Below are 23,695 nucleotides of genomic sequence, written 5' to 3' on the forward strand. Positions count from 1 at the left end.
TGGAGAAAAACAATGGCGAGCTATTTTATTGGCGTAGATGTAGGCACCGGAAGTGCGCGCGCAGGGGTATTCGATCTCAACGGTCACATGGTCGGGCAGGCCAGCCGAACCATCGACCTGTATCGTCCGAAAGCGGACTTCGTTGAGCAGTCTTCGGACAATATCTGGCAGGCGGTGTGCAACGCGGTGCGCGATGCGGTCAACCAGGCCGACATCAACCCGATTCAGGTTAAAGGACTGGGTTTTGACGCCACCTGTTCTCTGGTGGTGTTGGACAAAGAGGGCCAACCGCTGACCGTCAGCCCGTCCGGCCGCACCGAGCAGAACATCATCGTGTGGATGGATCACCGGGCCATCACCCAGGCCGAACGCATCAACGCCACCAAACACCGGGTGCTGGATTTCGTCGGCGGCATCATTTCGCCGGAAATGCAGACCCCCAAAATGCTGTGGTTGAAACAGCATATGCCGACCACCTGGGCCAATGCCGGTTACCTGTTTGACCTGCCGGACTTCCTCACCTGGCGGGCCACCCAGGACGCCACCCGTTCACTGTGTTCGACGGTGTGCAAATGGACCTATCTCGGCCATGAACAGCGCTGGGACAAAAGCTATTTCAAACAGATTGGACTGGAAGACGTGCTGGAGCACGATGCCGCCAAGATTGGCAGCGACGTCAAAATGATGGGCGAACCGCTCGGCCACGGCCTCACCCAGCGTGCCGCCAGTGAAATGGGCCTGATTGCCGGCACGGCGGTCAGCGTCTCGATCATTGACGCCCACGCCGGGACGCTCGGCACGCTTGGCGCTACCGGGGTTTCCGGTGAAGTGGCAGATTTTAACCGCCGCGTTGCACTGATTGGCGGTACTTCCACCGGCCATATGGCGATGTCCCGTACCGCACGTTTTATTGGCGGCGTATGGGGGCCGTATTACTCGGCGATCCTGCCGGAATACTGGCTGAACGAGGGCGGCCAGTCCGCCACCGGTGCGCTGATTGACCACGTGATCCAGTCGCATCCTTGTTACCCGGAGCTGCTGGCACAGGCAAAAACCCAGGGACAGACGATTTATGAAGTGCTGAATGCCCTGCTGCGCCGCATGGCAGGTGAGCCGGAGGAGATTGCCTTCCTCACCCAGGATATTCATATGCTGCCGTATTTCCACGGCAACCGTTCACCACGTGCCAACCCGACGCTGACCGGTACTCTGACCGGGCTGAAGCTGTCGCGTACCCCGGAAGATATGGCCTTGCATTATCTGGCGACCATCCAGGCGATTGCGCTGGGTACCCGCCATATTATTGAAACCATGAACCAAAGTGGCTACAGCATCGACACCATCATGGCCAGCGGCGGCGGTACCAAAAACCCGATTTTCGTGCAGGAACATGCCAATGCTACCGGCTGCGCCATGCTGTTACCGGAAGAGAGCGAGGCGATGCTGTTGGGGGGAGCGATGATGGGCACGGTGGCGGCCGGGGTATACGACACGCTGCCGGAAGCCATGAGCGCCATGAGTCGCATCGGTAAAACCGTGACGCCACAGACCAACAAAATCAAACGCTATTACGACCGTAAATACCGCGTGTTCCATGAGCTGTATAACGACCACATGAAATACCGCCAACTGATGCAGGAGGAAGCCTGATGCAGCAGGAATGGCAGCAGGCCACTGAAGCCTGGGCAATCTACAGCCGGGAACTGGCACAGCTGAGCCAGCGCATCGACGCACAAAGCTGGCAACGGTTGCTGACGGCATTGGCCGAGTGCCGGGGGAAAATCGTGGTCACCGGCGTCGGGACTTCCGGCATCGCAGCACGCAAGATAGCCCATATGCTGGCCTGCGTGGAACGGCCAGCCATCTACCTGAACGCCACCGATGCAGCACACGGCGATCTGGGCTTTTTGCGCAGCGATGATTTGATGATTCTGATTTCGCGCGGTGGAAATTCCGACGAATTGACCCGCCTGCTGCCAACGCTGCAGGCCAAGGGTGTGCCGCTGATCGGCGTGACGGAAAATCCGGATTCGGCGATCGCCAAAGCAGCACGGTTGGTGATCCGCACCGGGGTAGAAAATGAGATAGATCCACTGAATATGCTGGCAACGACGTCTATCGTGCTGGTATTGGCAATCTTCGACGCGGCCTGTGCCTGCCTGATGGAACGCAGTGGCTACGACAAAGAAACGTTGCTGGCGGTACACCCAGGCGGTGACGTCGGCAAGCGCTTGCTGCAGGGGAAGTAATCCACGGGTGTTGGTAGGGCTCAGCATACCTACGCCGAGCCCATTATCTCTATCAGGCTTTGTTAATCGCCTCGAGAATCACTAACCGATCGCTCAGGCGTTTTTTCGCCACCGGGTCGCTGGCGGCGGCCATTTCTGCCTTCAATGCCGCCTGTTGCTGCTGACGGGCCTTCGGCTCGCCGATCAGCAGTGGCTTCACGTTGAACGACGCGACATTACCGTAACGCCCATCTTCACTGGTAGGTACGCTGATTTTGCCGTCGTTCAGCAGTTTTTCGACGATTTTACGCTCACGTTCGTAGCCTTCCAACCCAACCAACTGCCAGCGCTGCACCGCCTGTCCCTGATACTGGCCTTTTTTCACTTCGGTCAGATAACGGATAGTCAGGTTGCGGATGGTTCCGGCCTCTTCGCCATATTCAGCCTTGCTGTCCGACAATACCGGGAACTGCATACCTTCCAGTGCGCCGCCTTTTTGCGTCAGGTGCCCCATGCGATAGCTGTTCATGCCCAGACGGATCGGCGTGCTGTCAGTCACCGGCGTGCCGTCGGCCATGCGCAAATCACGGATACGCTGCCCGACCGGTTGGCGCAGGTCGATTTTATAGGTCACGCCATCGAAGAAATCATTGGTGGAATACTTGGACGCGCGGCGCTGCGGGTTGAAGCTGTAGGTGACATCGCCGTCCTGCAGCTGATTGAAGTAGCCCGCCGACCATTCCATGTACTTCTTCAGCTCTTTGCCACTGAGTTGGTACACGGTGATCTCGCCGCCGGCATATTGATAATTGAAGGCGATATCTTTGGCCGTGATGGTGCCGACGTTTAATTTCGGCCGGTCATTATCAATCTGCAGCGCGATCACCTGCGCCTTCGGCGCATAGTAACGGCTGGCTTCCTGATACAGTTTGCTGATGCCGGTATCCTGCACGTGTACCTGCGGGATCCCCTTCACCGCATCCGGCGGCACCAGATCCTGGCCGCTGAGCTGGGCAATCGGCCGGTTGGCGTTGGCGCGCAAAATCTTGTGATAAGGCTGATAAATCTCTTCCAGCTTTTTATCCGACGCGATGCCTTTGATTGGATAGGTATAGCTGTCTTTGTTGATCAGCACGTACTTGCCGTTATGCTGCTCAAACTGCAAATCGATGCGCGACAGCGCACGGCCATATTTGTCCGGTTCGGTAACGATCACGCCGTTGATCACTTCTTTATCGACTTTGACGTGCATGTGCCCGGCGACGATCGCCGCCAGTTCCGGGTTCGCACGAGCGATATCGCCAACGCCGGTGCCAGGGCGCTGGTTCTCGTTGTCGATGCCCATGTGCGCCACCAGCACGATAGCGTCCACTTCACCCTGAATTTGCTGAATGACCTGCTTCACCGCCTGCACCGGATCGGTAAAATTCAGCCCTTTCACCCGGTCGGTGCCTTTGGCGAACTCTGCGGTCATCGGCGTATCCATGCCAATAATGCCGATTTTCACTCCCTGACGTTCAATGATTTTATACGCCGGCAGGTAGGGTTTGCCGCTCTCCCACAGAATATTGCCGGCCAATGCCGTGCCCTTGAACTGGTTCAGTGAGGTGGAAAGCGGTTTGAGGCCGAAATCGAATTCATGGTTACCCATCACCCAGACGTCATAGTCCAGCGCGTTAAACCCGAGGATCATCGGGCTGATTTTGTCGTTTTTAAAAGTCTCGACAAAGTTGCCCTGGATAGTGTCGCCGGCATCGACCAGGATCACGTTGGGCTGCTTCGCCCGTACCTGTTGCACCTGAGTGGCGATTTGGCTCAGGCTGCCGGCCAGGTTTTCGGTGTCGGTCGAATAATCCCAGGGCACAAAGGTACCGTGCAGATCGGACGTGCCGAGGATGGTGATATTGACTGGTTCAGAAGCCATTGCAGAGGTACCCAGGCAAAGCAAAACAGCAAGGAGTGTCTTCTTCATTATCATCTAATTATAGGAAGGGGAACGAACAGGAATCATGCGATCTGGAACACAAGCTTGCCAGTATCTTTGCAAGGTAAAAAATAAAATTGGGAGGTGGATCAATGAATACCTCCCTATTTCGCCCTCTATGCCCTAAATAATTGGCGTTGGATCAAGGCGGCAAGTTTGTCAGTCCCCAGGAGCTTACTCAAGTAAGTGACTGGGGCGCACAACAAATCTGTCGGGAACAGATTTGAACAACGTTTGCGTTGGCCCCGTTAAGGGGCGAGGCCCATGGACGGGCCGAGTAATGCAGCCAACACAAATACAGCGTCAAGTATGAAGGGGATAGGGCATATAAATATCGAAACGGTGACTTTTGGTGGTCGAGGCCGCATGCGCGGGCACGTTAGCCAATGGTGGAGCATAATCCGGCCGTTTAACCACCACGCGCTTGGTCGCCAGACGGCGTGCCGGCTCCAGCAGACCATCGGCATCGTCGTCGCTGCCCACCAGCGACTGGAACACCCGCATCTCTTTCTTCACCAGCGCGCTTTTCTGCTTGTGCGGGTACATGGGATCCAGATACACCACCTCGGGGGGTGAGTCGAGCTCGGCTAACGCCGTCAGACTGGAGGCGTGCAGCAGAGTCATGCGCTCGCGCAGCCATGGGCCGATTTCCGCATCCTGATAGCCGCGTTGCAGTCCATCGTCCAGCAAGGCAGCCACCACCGGATTACGCTCCAGCATCCTCACCCGGCAGCCCAGCGAGGCCAGCACAAAGGCATCGCGCCCCAGCCCTGCCGTAGCATCCACCACGTTTGGCCGATAGCTTCCCTTGATGCCGACCGCTTTCGCCACCGCTTCGCCACGCCCGCCGCCAAAGCGGCGTCGGTGCGCCATAGTGCCGGAGATGAAATCGACGTAGATCGCCCCCAGCTTGGGTTCGTCACGCTTACGCAACTCCAGACGTTGCGGCGTCAGCACCAGCGCCATCGTCGCGTCGTCGTCCGAAACCAACTGCCAGCGTTCCGCCAGAATAGACAAGGCGCCGGGATCGGCGCCTTCTTCACACAATAAACACACGCTCACCGGTGGGGTTATCCTTTAATGCCATAATGGCGCAGCATAGCATCCAGCTGCGGCTCACGGCCACGGAAGCGTTTGAACAGTTCCATCGGCTCTTCGGAACCGCCACGCGACAGGATGTTGTCGAGGAAGGATTTACCGGTTTCGGCGTTGAAAATCCCCTCTTCTTCAAAGCGCGAATAGGCATCTGCCGACAACACTTCTGCCCACAGGTAGCTGTAGTAACCCGCCGCGTAACCACCGGCAAAGATGTGGCTGAAAGCGTGCGGGAAACGGCCCCAGCTTGGAGAAGGCACAACCGCCACCATTTTTTTCACTTCTGCCAACGTTGGCAGGATCTGCGCACCTTTCTCAGGGCTGTATTCGGCGTGCATGCGGAAGTCGAACAGGCCAAACTCCAACTGACGCAGGATGAACAGCGCAGCCTGGTAGTTTTTGGCGGCCAGCAACTTGTCCAACATCTCCTTCGGCAGCGGCTCACCGCTTTGATAATGGCCGGAGATAAACGCCAGCGCTTCCGGCTCCCAGCACCAGTTTTCCATAAACTGGCTCGGCAGTTCGACCGCATCCCATGGCACACCGCTAATACCGGAAACACCGGCGGTGTCGATTTGGGTCAGCATATGATGCAGACCGTGGCCGAACTCGTGGAACAGCGTGGTCACTTCGTTATGGGTGAACAGCGCCGGCTTGTCGCCCAGCGGACGGTTGAAGTTACAGGTCAGATAGGCAACCGGTTTTTGCAGCTCGCCGTTGGCCTTGCGCAGGCTACCGACACAGTCATCCATCCAGGCCCCGCCGCGCTTGTTTTCGCGGGCATACAGGTCGAGGTAGAAGCTGCCGCGCAGCTCACCGTTAGCGTCGAACAGATCAAAGAAGCGCACTTCTGGATGCCAGGTATCCACATCCTTACGCTCTTTGGCAGTGATGCCATAAATGCGTTTCACCACTTCGAACAGGCCTTGTACCACACGTTGTTCCGGGAAGTAGGGGCGCAGTTGCTCGTCGCTGATCGAGAACAGGTGCTGTTTTTGTTTTTCGCCGTAATAGGTGATGTCCCAGGCTTCCAGCTCATCCACACCGTAATGCTGTTTGGCAAAGGCACGCAGCTGCGCCAGTTCCTGCTCGGCCTGCGGACGGGCGCGTTTGGCCAAATCACTCAGGAAACCCAGTACCTGCTCCGGGTTTTCCGCCATTTTGGTCGCCAGCGACTTGTCGGCATAGCTGTCAAAGCCCAGCAACTGGGCCAATTCGTGACGCAACGCCAGCGTTTCCGCCATCACTTCACTGTTGTCCCATTTGCCGGCATTTGGCCCCTGATCGGAGGCGCGGGTAGCGAAAGCACGATACATTTCTTCACGCAGCGCGCGGTTATCGCCATAGGTCAGCACCGGCAGATAGCTTGGCATATCCAGCGTCAGCAACCAGCCTTCCTGCTCTTTGGCCTGCGCCATCGCCTGAGCCTGAGCCAGGGCGCTTTCCGGCAGGCCGCTCAGTTCGGCTTGATCGGTGATCAACTTGCTCCAGCCCATGGTGGCGTCGAGCACGTTATTGCTGTAAGTGGAACCCAGTTCGGAAAGGCGAGCGACAATCTCGCCATAACGACGCTGTTTTTCCGGCGACAGGCCAATGCCCGACAGTTCGAAATCACGCAGCGCGTTTTCTACCGACTTGCGCTGCGGCACTGTCAGTTGATTGAAGGCTTCGCCTTCTTTCAGGCTACGGTAAGCCTGGTATAGCCCTTCGTGTTGCCCTACCCAGGTACCGTACTCAGACAGCAACGGCAGCGCCTGCTCATAGGCGGCTCGCAGTTCCGGGCTGTTTTTCACCGAGTTCAGATGGCCGACCGGCGACCAGATGCGCGACAGGCGATCGTCAGACTCCGCCAGCGGCTGACACAGGTTATCCCAGGTAAATGGCCCCGGCTGCGCGACAACGCGCTCTACCGCAGCGCGACAGTCGTCCAAGGCGGATTGAACCGCAGGCACGATATCTTCTGGGCGAATGGCGGAAAACGGCGGCAGGGAAAACGGAGTCAGCAACGGATTTGTCATAGGGCAGTCCTGATTAGCGTTGGGGCCCGCCACGACGGGCAGGCCTTAAAATGCGTATGAATATCTAACATGGTGCCAAGCGGCAGGAAAATCAATGGCCCGGCGTTGATAGATAGTGCCTTAAACCGCACTCTGACGGATCTTCGCGGCCAGCACGGCCAGATGCTCGTCGTCAGCGCGCGCCGCGTCGTGGGACGAAAGGTAACCCTCATAGCGGTCGAAGAATTTCGCCGAGGTCGATTCGATAGGCTGCCACTGTTCCAGCGCAGCGGTACCGTGCATCGGGATCAGCTTGGCATGCACATGGTCGACGCCAAAACCTTCGAACACCATGCCGCAGCGGCCCACGTCGTCAAACGCCCGGTCGAGCAACTGCGCTACCCGCTTGGTCGCCAACATCAGCTCGCTGAGTACCTCGTCCGGCAACGCAAAGGCATAGCTCTCATAGTGCGCCTTGGGGATCACTACGCTGAAACCCTCGGTATTCGGATAAATGGAAAGGAACGCCATATGACTCTCGTCTTCCCAAATTTTATGGCACGGCACTCTGCCCGCCACCATTTCGCAAAAGATGCAGCTCATCGTCTCCTCCTGAATGGGACGGCGAGCCAAGAGCCCGCCGCAAAAAGCCTTTCAGCAACATAGCGGATATTTTGCCTTTTGACTGCTATTCCCCTGCATTTCCCACCCAAACAGCCGGACGCCGTTGATGCCAGGGCGCTGCCCGTTCAAGCTGCCCTGCCAACCGCAGCAGTTGATCTTCGCGGCCAAAACCGGCAACAAATTGCATGCCTATCGGCAGATTATGCTGCGCATCATGCGCCAGCGGCACCGACATCGCCGGCACGCCTGCCACATTAAACACCGGCGTGAACGGTGAATGATCAAATAAATGCGCGGTCCACTCCAGGCCACTCATATCCGCCGTTCCGGTACCGTAGCGACCAATGCGCCAGGGCAAGTCAGGTATGGTCGGGGTCAACAACAGATCGTACTGCTGGAAATAGGTGACCACGGCACGAGTCACCCGGTTACGCACCTCAAGCGCCGCAACCATATCCACCGCCCTGGCGGCCAACCCGTAGTGGTAACAGGCCAGCGTTTCCGGCTCTAGCATGTCAGTTGAAATCGCGCGTCCGGTGGTTTGGCTCAACCCCTCAACCCAACCGACCAGATTGGCGCACCAGATCTGCGCATTGGCGAATACCAGTTCCTGCCAGCTGACGCCGATCGGCATCTCCGCCTCAGTGACCTGATGGCCCAGCTCGCTCAGCAGCACTGCGGTGTCGTTGGTGGCCTGAACGATTTGCGGTGCAGTTTTCCCGCCATTCCACGCCTGAGTCATCATGCCAATACGCAACCGACCAGGCTCGCGGGTGACCTGTGACAGCCAGCTTTCTGGCTGCGGTGCCGTGTAATAAGGTTCGCCGGGATGGGGATGTTGTAGCGCATCCAGTAAAGCGGCACTGTCGCGTACCGTGCGACTCAGCCCCAATTGAACGCCGAAGCCGTTGAACACTTCATCCATCGCCGGGCCATGTGATACCCGGCCGCGCGTCGGTTTAAGGCCGAACAACCCATTGGACGAAGCAGGCACGCGAATAGAACCTGCAGCATCAGTGGCATGCGCCATAGGCACGACCCCGGCAGCAACCGCCGCACCAGCACCGCCGCTGGAACCGCCCGCGCTGAAATCAAGGTTCCATGGATTGCGCGTAGCACCGTAAAGCACCGCTTCGGTGGTGGTGCTGAACGCCATCTCCGGCGTGGTGGTTCGGCCAAAGGTCACCAGCCCCGCGCGATGGATATTGCGCATCAGATAACTGTCTTCCGTGGCAATCTGCCCCTGCGCCAACCGGCTCCCCAATTCAAGACGCTTGCCGGCCATGCTGATGGCGATATCCTTGATCAGAAAGGGAACGCCTGACAGCGGGCCGCGCCTCTCCCACTGAGGTTGTGGCCAATGCTCCACCACCGCGTTGATCGCCGGGTTTACCGCCTCAACCGCAGCCCTCGCCGTTTGCTGCAGCTCTTGCGCACTGACTTCACCCGCCTGTACCAATGCTGCCAACCCCAGCGCGTCGTAGCTAACGTACTCGCTCAGTTTCATCGTCTCTTCCTTCATCCGTTATGGTTTCGCCGGCTTTTCCGACGTCCGTTCCACGGTAGGAGGATTGGCGCTATAGTTGAAATTGATAGATTTAATACGAGGAATAGTTATCAACAATTTAAAGAGGGTCGATCTCAACTTGCTGGTCACGCTGGAAGCGCTGCTCAGCGAACGCAACGTGACGCGGGCGGCGGCACGCCTCAATCTGAGCCAGCCGTCGGTCAGCATTCAACTGGCCAAACTGCGCGAGATTTACCATGATCCCCTGCTGCTGCCCGGCCCACGAGGGATGTTGCCCACGGCGCGCGCGCTAAGCCTGTTGACGCCTCTGCGCCAGACGCTGGCCGACCTCGGCCGCCTGCTGGCGCCGGAACACCCCTTTGATCCGCTGCTGGCCGAAATGACCTGGCAACTGGCCGCCGCCGACGCCGCCGAATATGCCATCCTGCTGCCGATGCTGCCCAAACTGCGGCAGGCAGCACCCCAATCCCGCCTGGCGATCCGCGAAGCATCGCCGAAACACATGAGTCGCGATCTGGCGGATGGCGTGATCGACCTCGGTTTTTTGTCCCGGGAAGAAGCCCCCGCCGAGCTGCGCCACCGGCAGTTGTTTCGCGAGGAGTATCTGCTGGTAGGCCGCCGTGACCATCCGTTGTTGCAAAGCCCCCCTTCGCTGGAGCAGTTTTGTCAGTTGGAGTTCGTGATGGTTTCGCAAGACGGCGGCGGTTTTCGCACCCTGATTGACACGCTGTTGGAAGCGCAGGGATTAGCGCGGCGTGTAGTGATGTCGCTGCCGCACTTCCTGTTCATCCCCGCACTGCTGGCGAGATCCGATATGGTCGCGATGCTGCCTTCACGCATGCTGGGCGAACTGCTTGGCGACCTGCGCACCTGGCCGGCCCCCTTGGCAATACCCGGCTATGACATGGTAATGGTGTGGCATGAACGCTCGCACCTGGATCCGGCCCATGGCTGGTTGCGTGAGCAGGTGGTCAACGCCCTGGAGGCCCCGTCGACATCACTGTAAAACGTCAACCAGCTCAAACTGTTGAAACACCAGCCACATCTGGGGCGAGAACGTGCCTTCACGCGTAAAAAAATCCTGGTGCCCCTGCCGCCAGAACGCCAGGCTCTTATCCCCCTCACCTTCCTGTGCCGCCATCTCGGCCGTAACGTCGCAATAGCGAATCAGCTTCAATGACAGGATCCTGATGACGCAGGCCGGTTCGCCGCGGCCGTCAAGCACGACGTTGTAATCCCCGAGCATCGGCTCTTGCTCTTGCCGATATGCAAGATAAGAACAGCAGGTGGCGGTTTTTTGCCCCTCAAGCACCCGTTGCAACAGCTCGTCCGCCAGCATGGGGCTGTCGCCGAACGCCCAGCGAGACGCGCCAGGGTATTTAGCCAAAATGGCCGCTTTAGTCATCGCCTTTCTCCTTGATTGAAGGGCTGAGGTCACGCATTTCACTTTTTCCCGCCCAGACAGTTTATACTGTGCAGAATATAAGCCTTTATTCTGTTCAGCAGGCTCCGTCGGGAGCACAAGGAATTACCACAAGCCATGTTAAGTTACCGCCACAGTTTCCACGCCGGCAACCACGCCGACGTGCTTAAGCACACCGTTCAAAGCCTGATCATCGAATCGCTGAAAGAAAAAGAGAAGCCGTTCCTGTACCTGGATACCCACTCCGGCGCAGGTCGCTATCAGCTGAGCGGTGAACACGCCGAGCGCACCGGGGAATACCTGGAAGGCATCGGTCTGCTGTGGCAACGTGATGACCTGCCGCAAGAGCTGGCAGCCTACATGAGCGTAGTGCACAACTTTAACCGCACCGAAAGGCTGCGTTACTACCCTGGCTCGCCACTGATTGCCCGTCAGCTGCTGCGTCCGCAGGATAAAATTCACCTGACCGAACTGCACCCGAGCGACTTCCCGTTGCTGCGCAGTGAGTTCCAGAAGGACGAGCGTGCCAAGGTGCAACGCGCCGATGGCTACCAGCAGTTGAAATCCCAACTGCCGCCGCTGTCGCGCCGCGGGCTGATCCTGATGGACCCGCCGTACGAAATGAAAACCGATTACCAGGACGTGGTAAAAGGCCTGCAGGAAGGCTACAAGCGCTTTGCCACCGGCACCTACGCGCTGTGGTACCCGGTGGTGATGCGCCAGCAAATCAAGCGCATGCTGAAAGACCTGGAAGCCACCGGCATCCGCAATATTCTGCAGATCGAACTGGCGGTAAGACCCGACAGCGACCAACGCGGCATGACCGCCTCAGGCATGATTGTGATTAACCCGCCGTGGAAGCTGGAACAACAGATGAAAAACGTGCTGCCATGGCTGCACAAAACCCTGGTGCCATCAGGTAATGGCCACCATTTGGTGAACTGGGTAGTGCCGGAATAAGCTTCCGGGGCGCGGCCTGCCGCGCCTTTACCCCACCTATCACAGCCATTGACGCAATCTTTGCGACAAACCTGCATCAGGCGTTAAACTCTTACGCTCTTCGATTCACACAATTCATGGAAATCCCAGATGACCAAACATTACGATTATCTAGCAATTGGCGGCGGCAGCGGCGGCATCGCATCGATCAACCGGGCAGCCATGTACGGCCAGAAATGCGCACTGATTGAAGCCAAAGAACTGGGCGGCACCTGCGTAAACGTGGGTTGTGTACCGAAAAAAGTTATGTGGCATGCGGCACAAATCGCCGAGGCCATCCACCTGTACGGCCCGGATTACGGTTTCGATACCACCGTCAACGCGTTTGACTGGAAGAAGCTGGTCGCCAACCGCACCGCTTATATCGACCGCATTCATAATTCCTACGACAACGTGCTGGGTAAAAACAAAGTCGACGTGATCAAAGGCTTCGCGCGCTTTGTCGACGCCCACACGGTGGAAGTGAACGGTGAAAAAATCACTGCCGACCATATCCTGATCGCCACCGGCGGCCGTCCAAGCCACCCTGACATTCCGGGTGCAGAATACGGCATCGATTCAGACGGTTTCTTCGATCTGGACGCCATGCCAAAACGCGTTGCGGTGGTGGGTGCTGGTTATATCGCTGTAGAAATCGCTGGCGTGCTGAACGCGCTGGGGGCTGAAACCCACCTGTTCGTGCGTAAACACGCGCCACTGCGGACTTTCGACCCGATGGTTGTCGAGACCCTGGTGGAAGTGATGAACACCGAAGGGCCAAGCCTGCACACGGAATCCGTGCCAAAAGCCATCGTCAAAAACGCCGACGGCAGCCTGACGTTGCAGTTGGAAAACGGCAAGGAATTCACCGTCGACAGCCTGGTGTGGGCGATTGGCCGCGAACCGGCAACCGATAACCTGAACCTGGCCGTTACCGGGGTGAAAACCAACGAAAAAGGCTACATCGACGTCGATAAATACCAAAACACCAACGTAAAAGGGATTTACGCCGTAGGCGACAACACCGGCGCCGTCGAACTGACTCCGGTTGCCGTAGCCGCAGGCCGTCGCCTGTCCGAACGCCTGTTCAACAACAAGCCGGAAGAGCACCTGGATTACAGCAACATCGCCACCGTGGTGTTCAGCCACCCGCCGATCGGCACCATTGGCCTGACCGAACCGGAAGCGATTGAGAAATTCGGTGCGGACAACGTGAAAGTGTACAAATCTTCCTTCACCGCCATGTACAGCGCCGTGACGCAGCACCGTCAACCGTGCCGCATGAAGCTGGTCTGCGTGGGTAAAGAAGAGAAAATCGTCGGCCTGCACGGCATCGGTTTCGGCATGGACGAGATCCTGCAGGGCTTTGCCGTAGCCATTAAAATGGGTGCGACCAAGAAAGACTTCGACAACACCGTGGCGATCCACCCGACCGCCGCAGAAGAGTTTGTGACCATGCGCTAAGCATGGGCACCCGCTAAAACTCAGGCCAGGTTAACCCCCTGGCCTTTTCTTTTGGTCCTCTTTACCCTTTACTTCGACACCACCCTCTATTTTCTGCCATTATTTTGCCTGATATATGGGCAAGGCTCATGCAAGCATCCGCGACTCTGGAGAACATTGATGCTGTTCAATCTGTTTAAAAACACGCTGTGGGCATTTTTTGCGCTGGCCATCCTTCAAACCAGCGCGCTAAGTTTCACCCTGGAAGTCGCGGGAAACATCGAAAACACCACCGATCCGGTAAAGAAAAGCTATCTGTTTACCGATAAACAACTGTTGGCAATGCCGGTGCGCAGCATCACCACCTCTACCTCCTGGACGCCGCAAAGAAAGTTCGAGGGGATTGGCGTGGCGGACATTTTGGCGCGCGTCGGCGCCAAAGGCAGCACGCTGACATTTTATGCGCTGAACGATTATTACATCGACGTGCCGCTGTCCGATGTCGAAAAATACAACATGATTTTGGCTTACAAAATGGACGGCGTCATGCTGAAGATCAGAAACTTCGGCCCGCTGTTTTTGGTTTACCCGAGGGATGCCGCCGGGCCTGAGTTAAATTCTCCGCTCTACAACTCGCGCTTCATCTGGCAAGTGGACAGGATCGTAATCAAATGAAGCTCACAGGGTTTAAAAGCGGCAGCAGGCTGGCGATCCCGGCTATCTTTGCCGCACTGTTTCTGGTTGCCTCTACGGTGACGCTGTATTACTACAGCGCGACCCTGTCGAAAAAAGGGTTGTATGCTATCGCCGGCACGCAGGAAAATTACTCCTGGTCGATCGCCAAATTCTCGATCAAGCTGGCGGAATTCGACACGCTGGTCGAACAGTTGAAAAACGCACCGCAGGTGGATAGCGAAGACCTTCGGCTCAAATTTGAAATCCTTTATTCGCGTTTTTACGTGCTGGAAACGGTCTCCGAATCCACCCAGCCGCTGTATGCCGAACCGGGTTATCCCGAAGTGGTCACGCACATGCGCGAGAAAATGGATCAGATTGATAATTTGCTGAACAGCCCGAAAATTGATTTCTCTCTGATTTCGCAGGCGATGAAGCAAATCAAGCCCTATGCGATTGAGATGGCTAACCTGACCGATCATGCCGAAGTGAAGCAGCGCACCGCGGCCTACGAAGACTATATCGAGAAACGACACATCATTTTCTATGGTCTGGTGATCGTGATGTTTTCAGTGATCGCGCTGATCGCCATCACGCTGATTGTGCTGCGTCAGCAGCGCCTGACTATCCGCCAGCAGGCCAAGGCGATTGAGGCGGAAAAAGCCACCCGCACCAAAAATGCCTTTCTGGGCGCCATCGGTCACGAGCTACGCACCTCGCTACAGAGCATCATGTCCGCCATTGATGTGCTGGTGAATACCCAGGTATCGGCCGAGCACGCGGACACTTTCCAAAGGCTGGAAACCGCCGCACAGCAAATTGAAAGTCAGATGAAAGACCTGACCGATTACGCCCATCTCGACAGCGGTATGATGGAACTGCGTATCGCTCCCTTCGATGCCCAGCGGCTGGTTGAAGAAACGGCGAATGAAATCAAAACGCTGCGCCAGAAAGATCAGGTCACTTTGCTGTGTGAAGTGGAATGCGGCCATCTGCAGATACATTCCGATCCGCTGCGCATCCGGCAAATTATCGTCAATCTGCTGACCAATGCGTTCAAATATACCGAAAGCGGCACCATCACGCTGCATAGTTGCTTGCGCAGCCAGGCTACCGGCAGTTCGCTGATTATTGAGGTCACCGACACCGGGATTGGTATCGAAAAGGGAATGCTGGATCAGATATTCCGGCCCTTCACCCAGCTTGATCAATCACATACCCGCCAGTATGGCGGCGTCGGCATGGGGTTGGCGATTGTGCACGGGCTGGTGACGCTGCTCAACGGCACCATTACCGTCTACAGCGAGATCAAAAAAGGCAGCACCTTTATCGTCAGCATTCCGGTAGAAGTCAGTAACGAGGAGGAGTTGGGTGAAACACCGCTCCACCAGCAAAGTTTGCCGCAGAAACAGCAGCATATCTTGGTCGTCGATGACAATAAATCGGTGAGTGACGCCTTCTCGGCGCTGCTGGACAAGCTCGGCTATCAGCATGAGCTGTGCAACTCGTCTGAAAGAGCGCTGCAAAAACTGCTACGGCGTCCTTACGACGCGTTGCTGCTGGATCTGCAAATGCCGGGAATCAATGGGGCCGCACTGGCTAAAAAACTGCGTGACCAACGTGGCCCCAACCGCCATATCCCGATTATCGGCATCAGCGCTTACACCCCTGAGCAACTGTCTGTCGAACAGCGGGCGCTGTTCGACAACTATTTAATGAAACCGGTTCGGCTGGACGCCTTGTCATCCGCACTGGCTTCACTGCTCGCTGCTAAAGGTTGAAGCACCGCAACAGTGCGGCTTCGATAACGTGGAGCCGCACGGGTTTTTCATAAGGGCCCAGCACATCATAGTCACGCATCGCCCTGGCGATTTCAGACTCCCGCTGGTCGGTACCCAACTGACCGGTAAGCACTAAAACCGGCGCGTCAGGGTTATCCGACGCGCGGATGGTTTCAATACAGCGATCTGCCGTTTCCTGACCGATCAACCAGTCGACCACGTAACCATCGAACAGACTTTGCTGCAGTGCCTGACAAAAGCTGCTGACGTCGTAAAATGCCACGGCATGGAAACCGCGCCCGTTTAGGTATTTGGTCAACTCATCGGCCGCCAGATGCGAATCATCGAGCACCGCAATGCTCAAACGCTCGTCTTCGACGGCTGCGGGGCGAACCTCTATCAGTTCCACACAATAGCGTTGCCCTTGCGGTGCATCATCCGCGCGATAAATGCCCCATTGCCCAGCCTGCTGCAGTGCGACATATTCCGCAGTCCGCCCGCCAATCAGCTCATGGCCGATATAACCGACGCAGGCTAATTCCACCCCGCCCACGTAAAAGATGGCATCACGTGCAATAGTTTGCGCGGAGACGTCATGTTCAGCACCGGTATCTACGATCGCAGCCGGCGTTTCCCCTAATGCCGCCGCGACGTCGTTAATCTGCTCCAGAGTCCAGGGACTTTGCCCTTTCAGCTTGCGATGCGCATGCGAAAAACTCAGATCCAGAATACGGCTGAGCTCCTTGGCATGCTGCCGCTTACCAATCCCATAATGTACAAACAGTTCCCTGACCCGGTTTGCAATCGACTGTGAATCGAATTTCTGATGATTGTTATCCATTTTTTCCTTCGATTTTTTTTGCTGTTTTTTCAGTCGTTTTCATACTTGCCGTGCAAAAAAGCGATCTAAAACTGGTATATGGTACAATGTATTATCTAAACATTGCTTGACATACCACATTATATAGTCAAACATGGTATCAGAAGAGACACACAGCAACACCACAATAAAAATATAACAATAGTGAAATCGCATCACCAATAATCACAATAACACCAGGGAAAGCTCATTTCGGTTGCTGTACTGAGAGAATGTATGCAACAGACCCTCACCGAAACTTGAGCCGTAGCGCTAATCTGTTTTACCCGCATTTGAACCGAGATCCGCAAGGGTCTCGGTTTTTTCTTGCCTTATTTTTACCTTAACCCTGCCGCTCCACACCGCCGCCTGCGGGGAAACCATGCAAAAAAATAGGGCCAGCAAGCTGGCCCTGTGGGTTTAAATCCCGAAAATGAAATGTGTTGGATCAGAACTTCCAGATAAAACCGGCGTTGACGCTGTTGTCCTGGTAGTTTTGCGACAGCAGCCCGCCGTAGCCCAGCGACAGCGTGGCGTTCTTGTTCACCGCCACTTCCGCACTGGCTTTCAGCACCGCACCGTCACGCGACGCCGACACGCTGTTCACCGCGAACGGTGAGCTGCCGCCGTTGAACTTCAGCCCGGTACCGCGATCCAGATCGCCGTACTGATGCTGCCAACCCAGCTCGCTGCGCAGCGCCACCGCAGTGGTTTTGCTCGCCTGCCACTCGGTGTCCGCACGCAGCCCCAGCGTCGAGACCGTCGCGTCGGTGTGTTGCTTGTCACCGTGCAGCGCCGCCGCCCCACCGTCTTCCGCGATGCCGTTGTTCTGGAAGTTGATGTACGCCAGGTTGGCGAACGGCTCCAGATTCACCCAGGCCGCTTTTATGCTGTATCCCGCTTCGGCGAACACCTGCTCGGTGCGCGCACTGTACTTCGCGGTTTCGCGATCTGACTGCATGCCGTAGTTCACCGAGCGTGAGGTATCGAAACGGTGCCAGGTGTAACCCCCACCGGCACGCAGAGCCAGTTCACCGAACTGTTTGCCGCCGTACACCGCCAGGTGGTAGTTGTCGCTGTCAGCATTCGAGCCATAACCGCCGTCCAGCGAAGTGCGGGTATAACCGGTCGCGACCCCTAACCGCCATTCGTCCGCCAGCGCAGAGTCCAGCCCCACCAGCACGCCGTAGGTGGATGCCTGATAGCCCGTGGCATTGGCATCACCCGACGCGTGGTCCCAGGCCCCCAACAGCTGCGCCCAGGCGCCACCGTCATCGTCAGCCTTGATGTCCGGCGAGGTCGCCAGCCCTTCCGCCTGACGCAAACGGCCGTTCAGCGCGTCGCGCAGGTAGCGGCTGTCGTTGACCTGTGCCGAAGCGATATCCGCGTGGATCTGCCCCGACAGCTGGCGGAACGCCTGCCGCGCTTCCCCCGCCGAACCGGCGTTGAGGATGCTTTCAAACACCGGATTGCCCGCCGCCAGCGCATCTGCCGCCGCCGCCACTGCCCGCTCGTTCTGCGTTGCCGCCACGCTGGCGAAACTGGTGTCATTACGGCCGACGTTGAGCGTTACCTGATTTGGCTGATAGGTCAGGCCGGTGCCCAGGAACAGGTAGTTCGGCGCCACAGAGTCAAACTGCCCACGGATACCCTGCTGGGCGGTCAGAATGTTGTACTGCTGACCCAGCAGGCTGCGAACCTCGTTTTGCGACAGCAGGTTGCTGCTGTTTTCCAGCGATACCGTCACCTCACCGCCGCCGATCGTCGCCGATCCGTTACTTTGGATCCGATCGCTCTGGCCGTTCGGTGCCACTTCCACCGCGTAACGGGAGCCTGGTTCGAAGCTGACGTCACGAGTCACGTTCAGCGTGCCGATCGAATTGCCCGGCGCCACGGTACCGCCGCTGCGGGCAGTTAACGACCCTAGCGTACCGGAACCGCCCAGCACGCCGGCGCTTTGTACCGTCACGTCCGAAGTCACCGAACCATTTACCGCCAGCAGGCCGGTATTGACCCACGTCGGGCCGGAGTAGGTGTTGTTACCGGTCAGTACCAACGCCCCCTGGCCCTCTTTGGTCAGGCCGCCATGGCCGGAAATATCGTTGGAATACACTTCAAGCGAGCAGTGGTAGTCATCGCAGACTCTGGCATGCAACGTACCCTCATCGATGATTGCCCCCATGCCAGGAATGTTGGCGACAAATTGCGACGAGCCGTAAGCCACGCCCGTCGGGTCCGGAATACGAAACTCCTCGGGGATATCATCGACGGTATAGAACATGCCCGGACCGTTAATCGCCTTGCCCAGATTGATCATCCCCCAGCCATACAAGGCATCGATGCCCGGAGCCCCCATATCGGTCGCGGTCGTTTTAAGCACATCGGCAATTTGCGCCGACGTCATGTATGGGAAACGCTGCAGCAATACGGCGACTGCGCCGGTCACGTGCGGCGTCGCCATTGAGGTACCGTTTTTATTGCCATAGTCGGAGACCAACTGGTTCGGATCTGAACCGTTGGCTACGGTGCTGTAGATTTTACTGCCCGGCGAGGAGACGCAGAAGCTGGCGGTATAGCCGCAACGCGAAGAGAAGCTGCTGATGGTATAAAGCACGCTGTTGGTGGAGGCGTCATCCTGCGCGACGCTGGCAACCGACAGCCAGTTAGGCGCAATATCCGGCACAAAATAGGCCAGGCCGCTGATCACATCCGGTTGGTTGTAGTTACCGTCGTTACCGGCGGCGAACAGCACCAGAATATTTTTACGTGCCGCATCGATAGCCCCCTGATAACCCGCCCCCGCCAGGCTGCCCAGCAAGGGTTTCACCTGATCAAACTGTTCCTGCACGTCCTTCAGCTCGAAATGCAGCGCATCGGGTTTCTTGCCATTATCCGAAAGAAAATCCGGAATGCTGACGCCCCAACTGTTGTTGATCACCCGCACGCCGTTGTTGATCATCGCCTGCCAGCCCGCGTTGGTCACGCTGCCATCCAGCCCGAGGAACTCACCGTAGGCCGGGCCGTCATTGTCGTTATCGACGCTGATGATTTGCGAATCAAAGGCGACGCCGTGCATGCCGGTGCCGTCACGGTTGGCACCGCTGATACCGGCAACGTGGACGCCGTGGTTACTTAACTGCCCCTGTGAACCACTGTAAAAATGGAAAGTACCGTCAAAGTAAAAACGATCGCCGGCCTTAATCCCCTCACGATGCGGATCGGTATAGGCGCGATAGCCTTCGGTGACAACGTTAGTCAGCTTGCCGTCACCGGCAAATTCCGGATGCTGGTTCACCGGGGTATCGAAGATCCCCACCTTTTGCCCTTTGCCGGTATAACCTGCCGCGTAAGCCTCGTCGGCATGGATAGCCCCCAACCCCCAGTTAGCATTGAATTCATTGCTGCGCCAACTGGCCGGATCGCCGCTCTTCCCCCCTTCGGTATAGGTCGCGGCCTGTGCACCACCGGCGGCCAACAACGCGCATAACAGGGCGTTCAGTTTCCATGTCGGCGCCAATGCCGGTTTGTTGTTTCCTGCAGATTGCTTCATTCCCTTATCCCTTGTTGTTTTTGGTAAAAACCGCCCCAGCGGGACGGTTGTTGCGTTTGTTTTTTAAGATCAGAAATGCCAGGTAAAACCGGCGTTAACGCTGTTGTCCTGGTAGTTTTGCGACAGCAGCCCGCCGTAGCCCAGCGACAGCGTGGCATTCTTGTTCACCGCCACTTCCGCACTGGCTTTCAGCACCGCACCGTCACGCGACGCCGACACGCTGTTCACCACGAACGGTGAGCTGCCGCCGTTGAACTTCAGCCCGGTACCGCGATCCAGATCGCCGTACTGATGCTGCCAACCCAGCTCGCTGCGCAGCGCCACCGCAGTGGTTTTGCTCGCCTGCCACTCGGTGTCCGCACGCAGCCCCAGCGTCGAGACCGTCGCGTCGGTGTGTTGTTTGTCACCGTGCAGCGCCGCTGCCCCACCATCTTCCGCGATGCCGTTGTTCTGGAAGTTGATGTACGCCAGGTTGGCAAACGGCTCCAGATTCACCCAGGCCGCTTTTATGCTGTATCCCGCTTCGGCGAACACCTGCTCGGTGCGCGCACTGTACTTCGCGGTTTCGCGATCTGACTGCATGCCGTAGTTCACCGAGCGTGAGGTATCGAAACGGTGCCAGGTGTAACCCCCACCGGCACGCAGCGCCAGTTCACCAAACTGTTTGCCGCCGTACACCGCCAGGTGGTAGTTGTCGCTGTCAGCATTCGAGCCATAACCGCCGTCCAGCGAGGTGCGGGTATAACCGGTCGCGACCCCTAACCGCCATTCGTCCACCAGCGCCGAGTCCAGCCCCACCAGCACGCCGTAGGTGGATGCCTGATAGCCCGTGGCGTTGGCATCGCCCGACGCGTGGTCCCAGGCCCCCAACAGCTGCGCCCAGGCGCCACCGTCATCGTCAGCCTTGATGTCCGGCGAGGTCGCCAGCCCTTCCGCCTGACGCAAACGGCCGTTCAGCGCGTCGCGCAGGTAGCGGCTGTCGTTGACCTGTGCCGAAGCGATATCCGCGTGGATCTGCCCCGACAGCTGGCGGAACGCCTGCCGCGCTTCCCCCGTCGAACCGGCGTTGAGGATGCTTTCAAACACCGGATTACCCGCCGCCAGCGCATCTGCCGCTGCCGCCACCGCCCGCTCGTTCTGCGTTGCTGCCACGCTGGCGAAACTGGTGTCATTACGGCCGACGTTGAGCGTTACCTGATTCGGCTGGTAGGTCAGTTCGGCCCCCAGGAAGGGAGAGAAGGTAGATGTGGAGGTAAACTGCCCACTGATACCCTGCTGGGCGGTGAGAATGTTGAACTGCCGGCCGATCAGACTGCCTGCGTTGCCCTGCGAAAGCAGATTGACGTTTTTTTCTTGCAACACCGCCACCTCACCGCCGCCGATCGTTGCCGATCCGTTACTTTGGATCCGATCGCTCTGGCCGTTCGCTGCCACTTCCACCGCGTAACGGGAGCCTGGTTCGAAGCTGACGTCACGAGTCACGTTCAGCGTGCCGATCGAATTGCCCGGCGCCACGGTACCGCCGCTACGGGCAGTTAACGACCCTAGCGTACCGGAACCGCCCAGCACGCCGGCGCTTTGCACCGTCACGTCCGAAGTCACCGAACCATTTACCGCCAGCAGGCCTTGATTGACCAGGGTTGGCCCTGCGTAGCGGTTATTGCCGGTCAGCACCAGTGTGCCGATGCCCAATTTGGTCAGGCCGCCATGGCCGGAAATATCGTTGCTCCAGACATCCAACCCGCAATGAATATCGTCACACACACGCTCGGTAGGTTTGCCTTTGTCCAGTACTGCACCGATGCCTGGCAGATTCACCACAAATTGCTCCGGGCCGTAGGCACCGCTCACGCGGAACTCCTCCGGGATATCCTGTTCGGTGACAAACATCCCCGGGCCGTGGATCGCTTTGCCCAAATCAATCATCCCCCAGCCGTAAAGCGCATCGATGCCCGGCGCGCCCATATCAACCGTGGTGGTCTTCAACACCGAAGCCACCTGTGCGCCGGTCATATAGGGGAAGCGTTCCATCAGCACTGCAATGCTGCCTGCCACGTGCGGTGCGGCCATTGAGGTTCCGCTGTATTTGGCATAGCCGGTGGTCAGGTTATCTACGCTGTTGCCTTCGATAATCGAGCTGTACACCTTGCTGCCCGGAGCGGAAACACAGAAGCTGGCGGTATAGCCACAGCGGGAGGAGAAGCTGCTGATGCTGTAATCACCGGTGTTATTCGGATCCTGCAGGCTGGCGACCGACAGCCAATTCGGCGCGATCTCCGGCACGAAATAGGCCAAACCGGCCATCGCGTCCGGGTTATTCAGGTTGTAATCGTTACCGGCGGCAAAGATGGTGACAATGCCGCTGCGCGCCGCATCGATCGCCCCCTGATAAGCACCACCGGCTTTAGTACCGAGGATCTGTTTGATTTGGTCGAACTGTTTCTGCGCGTCGGCAAGGGTGAAATGCGGATAGGCTGGATCCTTGCCACCCTGATCAAATTTCTCGGTAATGCCGATACCCCAGCTGTTGTTGATGATGCGTGCACCGCTGGCGATCAATGCGTTCCAACCTGCCTGATATACCGCGCCATCGTTGCCGAGAATGATGCCGTCTTCCGGCCCCGGATCCCCGTTCTCCGCACTGATGATTTGCGCGTTAAACGCCACACCGTGCATCTCGCCGCCGTCGCGGTTACCGGCGGCGATGCCGCCTACGTGGGTCCCGTGCGAGCCGAGAGTGCCGTCGGAATCCACGCTTGGCGTGCCGTCATAGCGAAATGCATCGCCTTTCTTCACCGGGATATAGGGGTCGGTATATTCGCGAATCCCCGTCGTGACCAGGTTGATCACTTTGTCCTGACTGCCGAACTCCGGGTGTTTGGCATATACCGGCTGATCGAAAATACCGAGCTTAACGCCTTTTCCGGTATAACCGGCGGCGTAGGCCTGATCGGCGTGGATGGCCCCCAGGCCCCATTCGGCATTAAATTCCTTACTGCGCCAACTGGCGGGATCGCCCTGCTTTCCGCTCTCTACATAGGGCGCAGCCTGCGCCCCACCGATGGTTGCCAGGCAAAAAAGCATCGCGCTCCACTGGGCGCGGCTAACGCCAATTTCAGGCCAGCCGAAGGCCGCCTGAACAGGCTTGACTCCTCTACGTTTATTTTCCATCCCAGATACCGTCCATTGTTGTTTGCAAATGTTTTATTGGTTTTTTGTGTAACAGTTTCGTAACACCAAATAAATAAAGCACAACAATCTCAAGCGCGCCTTATGGGTCAATAAGGCAAACGCCTAACGGGGGAACGTCATTGTTAGAAAAAAGGAAGGAAAGACATAAGGATTTTGAATGACCGAAAACGGGCGAGAAGAATGAGCCCATCTTGGCGAGATGAAAAGCTAATTAAATGATAAATAGAAATAAATCAAATAACAAAAGCCGACAAACTCGCCTCCGTCGACCATTAAAAAAAAGCATAAAATGCGTTTATTATTTCTTTTAATTATAAGAATTATCAATATTCACTCAG

Annotated in this window: 16 protein-coding genes; 7 read left to right on the forward strand and 9 right to left on the reverse strand. The window is 57.3% G+C overall.

Annotation, left to right across the window (positions count from 1 at the left end; translation table 11 throughout):
• Positions 1-12: 12 nt before the first annotated feature.
• Both AAZT04_RS22985 and AAZT04_RS22990 read left to right on the forward strand, forming a co-directional pair.
• Positions 13-1,650: an FGGY-family carbohydrate kinase gene (locus tag AAZT04_RS22985; protein WP_020837444.1), complete on the forward strand. Its 1,638-nt coding sequence runs from the start codon at positions 13-15 to the stop codon at positions 1,648-1,650.
• Positions 1,650-2,249, forward strand: a complete 600-nt coding sequence (locus tag AAZT04_RS22990) for a KpsF/GutQ family sugar-phosphate isomerase (RefSeq protein ID WP_334647814.1) — start codon at positions 1,650-1,652, stop codon at positions 2,247-2,249. The genes AAZT04_RS22985 and AAZT04_RS22990 overlap by 1 nt, the downstream gene beginning before the upstream one ends.
• 52 nt (positions 2,250-2,301) lie before the next feature.
• Here the strand turns inward: AAZT04_RS22990 and AAZT04_RS22995 are convergent, their stop codons facing one another.
• The 5 genes from AAZT04_RS22995 to AAZT04_RS23015 all read right to left on the reverse strand — a co-directional run bounded on the left by AAZT04_RS22995 (position 2,302) and on the right by AAZT04_RS23015 (position 9,435).
• Positions 2,302-4,200: a bifunctional metallophosphatase/5'-nucleotidase gene (locus AAZT04_RS22995; protein ID WP_116691617.1), complete on the reverse strand. Its 1,899-nt coding sequence runs from the start codon at positions 4,198-4,200 to the stop codon at positions 2,302-2,304.
• Positions 4,201-4,515: 315 nt separating this feature from the next.
• Positions 4,516-5,274, reverse strand: coding sequence for a 16S rRNA (guanine(1516)-N(2))-methyltransferase RsmJ (rsmJ, locus tag AAZT04_RS23000; RefSeq protein WP_128865301.1), 759 nt, complete (start codon positions 5,272-5,274; stop codon positions 4,516-4,518).
• A gap of 8 nt (positions 5,275-5,282) precedes the next feature.
• Positions 5,283-7,325 carry an oligopeptidase A gene (gene prlC, locus AAZT04_RS23005; protein ID WP_046374936.1) on the reverse strand — a complete coding sequence of 681 codons (2,043 nt, stop codon included), beginning with the start codon at positions 7,323-7,325 and terminating at the stop codon, positions 5,283-5,285.
• 120 nt (positions 7,326-7,445) lie between these two features.
• Positions 7,446-7,907: an HIT family protein gene (locus AAZT04_RS23010; RefSeq protein WP_046374935.1), complete on the reverse strand. Its 462-nt coding sequence runs from the start codon at positions 7,905-7,907 to the stop codon at positions 7,446-7,448.
• An 85-nt stretch (positions 7,908-7,992) separates the two neighbouring features.
• On the reverse strand, positions 7,993-9,435 hold the full coding sequence (locus AAZT04_RS23015; RefSeq protein ID WP_262033475.1) for an amidase: 1,443 nt from the start codon (positions 9,433-9,435) through the stop codon (positions 7,993-7,995).
• Positions 9,436-9,544: 109 nt separating this feature from the next.
• Between AAZT04_RS23015 and AAZT04_RS23020 the strand changes: the two genes are divergently transcribed.
• The gene (locus AAZT04_RS23020; protein ID WP_041415740.1) at positions 9,545-10,462 is read left to right on the forward strand and encodes a LysR family transcriptional regulator; all 918 of its coding nucleotides are present in this window, start codon (positions 9,545-9,547) and stop codon (positions 10,460-10,462) included.
• Here AAZT04_RS23020 and AAZT04_RS23025 read toward each other — a convergent pair.
• The gene (locus tag AAZT04_RS23025) at positions 10,454-10,861 is read right to left on the reverse strand and encodes an ASCH domain-containing protein (RefSeq protein WP_020837453.1); all 408 of its coding nucleotides are present in this window, start codon (positions 10,859-10,861) and stop codon (positions 10,454-10,456) included. The two genes, AAZT04_RS23020 and AAZT04_RS23025, sit on opposite strands and share 9 nt — an antisense overlap.
• Before the next feature lie 135 nt (positions 10,862-10,996).
• Here AAZT04_RS23025 and AAZT04_RS23030 point away from each other — a divergent pair, with 135 nt between their 5' ends.
• The 4 genes from AAZT04_RS23030 (at position 10,997) to AAZT04_RS23045 (ending at position 15,756) form a co-directional block, all read left to right on the forward strand.
• Positions 10,997-11,839 carry a 23S rRNA (adenine(2030)-N(6))-methyltransferase RlmJ gene (locus AAZT04_RS23030; RefSeq protein ID WP_020837454.1) on the forward strand — a complete coding sequence of 281 codons (843 nt, stop codon included), beginning with the start codon at positions 10,997-10,999 and terminating at the stop codon, positions 11,837-11,839.
• A gap of 129 nt (positions 11,840-11,968) precedes the next feature.
• Positions 11,969-13,321 carry a glutathione-disulfide reductase gene (gene gorA / locus AAZT04_RS23035; RefSeq protein WP_046374911.1) on the forward strand — a complete coding sequence of 451 codons (1,353 nt, stop codon included), beginning with the start codon at positions 11,969-11,971 and terminating at the stop codon, positions 13,319-13,321.
• Between the two features lie 159 nt (positions 13,322-13,480).
• On the forward strand, positions 13,481-13,975 hold the full coding sequence (locus tag AAZT04_RS23040; RefSeq protein WP_020837458.1) for a molybdopterin-dependent oxidoreductase: 495 nt from the start codon (positions 13,481-13,483) through the stop codon (positions 13,973-13,975).
• Positions 13,972-15,756, forward strand: coding sequence for an ATP-binding response regulator (locus AAZT04_RS23045; protein ID WP_434681919.1), 1,785 nt, complete (start codon positions 13,972-13,974; stop codon positions 15,754-15,756). Before AAZT04_RS23040 ends, AAZT04_RS23045 begins: the two co-directional genes overlap by 4 nt.
• Here AAZT04_RS23045 and AAZT04_RS23050 read toward each other — a convergent pair.
• The 3 genes from AAZT04_RS23050 to AAZT04_RS23060 all read right to left on the reverse strand — a co-directional run bounded on the left by AAZT04_RS23050 (position 15,746) and on the right by AAZT04_RS23060 (position 23,249).
• Complete coding sequence (locus AAZT04_RS23050; protein WP_044554851.1) at positions 15,746-16,597, reverse strand: helix-turn-helix domain-containing protein; 852 nt, start codon at positions 16,595-16,597, stop codon at positions 15,746-15,748. The two genes, AAZT04_RS23045 and AAZT04_RS23050, sit on opposite strands and share 11 nt — an antisense overlap.
• 466 nt (positions 16,598-17,063) lie before the next feature.
• Positions 17,064-20,165: an autotransporter outer membrane beta-barrel domain-containing protein gene (locus AAZT04_RS23055; protein WP_434681921.1), complete on the reverse strand. Its 3,102-nt coding sequence runs from the start codon at positions 20,163-20,165 to the stop codon at positions 17,064-17,066.
• 69 nt (positions 20,166-20,234) lie between these two features.
• Complete coding sequence (locus AAZT04_RS23060; protein WP_401527878.1) at positions 20,235-23,249, reverse strand: autotransporter outer membrane beta-barrel domain-containing protein; 3,015 nt, start codon at positions 23,247-23,249, stop codon at positions 20,235-20,237.
• Positions 23,250-23,695 lie beyond the last annotated feature (446 nt).

This window comes from Serratia sp. Je.1.23.a, assembly GCF_051129805.1.
Lineage (GTDB): Bacteria > Pseudomonadota > Gammaproteobacteria > Enterobacterales > Enterobacteriaceae > Serratia > Serratia liquefaciens.

What these genes read in the sequence shown, in the direction of transcription:
- AAZT04_RS22985 (WP_020837444.1), top strand. Translation starts at nt 13, where the DNA reads ATGGCGAGCTATTTTATTGGCGTAGATGTAGGCACCGGAAGTGCGCGC.
- AAZT04_RS22990 (WP_334647814.1), top strand. Translation starts at nt 1,650, where the DNA reads ATGCAGCAGGAATGGCAGCAGGCCACTGAAGCCTGGGCAATCTACAGC.
- AAZT04_RS22995 (WP_116691617.1), bottom strand. Translation starts at nt 4,200, where the DNA reads ATGAAGAAGACACTCCTTGCTGTTTTGCTTTGCCTGGGTACCTCTGCA.
- prlC (WP_046374936.1), bottom strand. Translation starts at nt 7,325, where the DNA reads ATGACAAATCCGTTGCTGACTCCGTTTTCCCTGCCGCCGTTTTCCGCC.
- AAZT04_RS23010 (WP_046374935.1), bottom strand. Translation starts at nt 7,907, where the DNA reads ATGAGCTGCATCTTTTGCGAAATGGTGGCGGGCAGAGTGCCGTGCCAT.
- AAZT04_RS23015 (WP_262033475.1), bottom strand. Translation starts at nt 9,435, where the DNA reads ATGAAACTGAGCGAGTACGTTAGCTACGACGCGCTGGGGTTGGCAGCA.
- AAZT04_RS23025 (WP_020837453.1), bottom strand. Translation starts at nt 10,861, where the DNA reads ATGACTAAAGCGGCCATTTTGGCTAAATACCCTGGCGCGTCTCGCTGG.
- AAZT04_RS23030 (WP_020837454.1), top strand. Translation starts at nt 10,997, where the DNA reads ATGTTAAGTTACCGCCACAGTTTCCACGCCGGCAACCACGCCGACGTG.
- gorA (WP_046374911.1), top strand. Translation starts at nt 11,969, where the DNA reads ATGACCAAACATTACGATTATCTAGCAATTGGCGGCGGCAGCGGCGGC.
- AAZT04_RS23040 (WP_020837458.1), top strand. Translation starts at nt 13,481, where the DNA reads ATGCTGTTCAATCTGTTTAAAAACACGCTGTGGGCATTTTTTGCGCTG.
- AAZT04_RS23045 (WP_434681919.1), top strand. Translation starts at nt 13,972, where the DNA reads ATGAAGCTCACAGGGTTTAAAAGCGGCAGCAGGCTGGCGATCCCGGCT.
- AAZT04_RS23050 (WP_044554851.1), bottom strand. Translation starts at nt 16,597, where the DNA reads ATGGATAACAATCATCAGAAATTCGATTCACAGTCGATTGCAAACCGG.
- AAZT04_RS23055 (WP_434681921.1), bottom strand. Translation starts at nt 20,165, where the DNA reads ATGAAGCAATCTGCAGGAAACAACAAACCGGCATTGGCGCCGACATGG.
- AAZT04_RS23060 (WP_401527878.1), bottom strand. Translation starts at nt 23,249, where the DNA reads ATGCTTTTTTGCCTGGCAACCATCGGTGGGGCGCAGGCTGCGCCCTAT.